1 protein-coding gene is annotated in these 748 nt (G+C 73.0%); it reads left to right on the top strand.

Annotation, left to right across the window (positions count from 1 at the left end; all coding sequences use genetic code 11):
- Window positions 1-624: ABC transporter permease subunit (locus tag JaAD80_RS29225; protein ID WP_146012621.1), on the top strand; the 624-nt coding region annotated here is incomplete at its 5' end.
- Window positions 625-748 lie beyond the last annotated feature (124 nt).

The raw sequence follows: 748 nt of genomic DNA, 5'->3' as shown, positions 1-748 counted from the left end.
GTCTTGCTGCGCCTGGCCGCCGCCGCGCTGCCCACGCTGGGCATCGGCGTGGCCGTGAGCGCTGCCAGCATCGCGCTGGCCGTGCTGCTGGCGCTGTGCGGGCTGGCCTGGCCGGCCGCCGACGCGCTCGTGCTGCGGCTGGCTGACCTGTTCAGCGCCTTGCCGTCGACCCTGGTCTTCATCGTCATCGCCTCTGCCATGCAGCCTGGCGTGCCGGCCCTGGTGGCGATGCTGGCCGTGTTCGGCTGGGATGCGGAATTTCGCGCGTTGCGCCTGCGCCTGCGCCAGGTGTGGCGCCAGGAGAGCCTGGACGCGGCGCGCCTGGCGGCGGCATCGGGCACGTATCTGCTGCGCCGCCATGTGTGGCCGGCCATGGCGGGGCTGCTGGCCGTGCAAGCCGTCGCCCTGGTGCGGCGCGCCGTGTTTCACTACGCGGGCCTGGCTTTCCTGGGGTTGGCCGATCCGCGCACCCCGACCTGGGGCGGCATGCTCAATGAAGCCATGCCCTATCTGGCCCACCCGGACGCGCGCACCTGGATTCTGGCGGCATGGGGATGCCTGGCCATGCTGCTGATCGCGCTGGCGCTGCTGGGCCAGGGCCTCGACGAGCGCGCGCGATGCTAGCGGCGGGCGCTTTCTGCGTCGACGCCGATGGCCGCCAGCTGCTGCGCCAGCTGCACTTCCAGGCGCGCCCCGGCGTGCCGCTGGTGATCATCGGCGAATCGGGCGCCGGCAAGAGCACCCTGGC

It is taken from the genome of Janthinobacterium sp. AD80, from assembly GCF_002878455.1.
In the GTDB taxonomy this organism is placed as follows: Bacteria; Pseudomonadota; Gammaproteobacteria; order Burkholderiales; family Burkholderiaceae_D; genus Janthinobacterium.
This window is presented reverse-complemented; position numbering and strand designations above follow the sequence as displayed.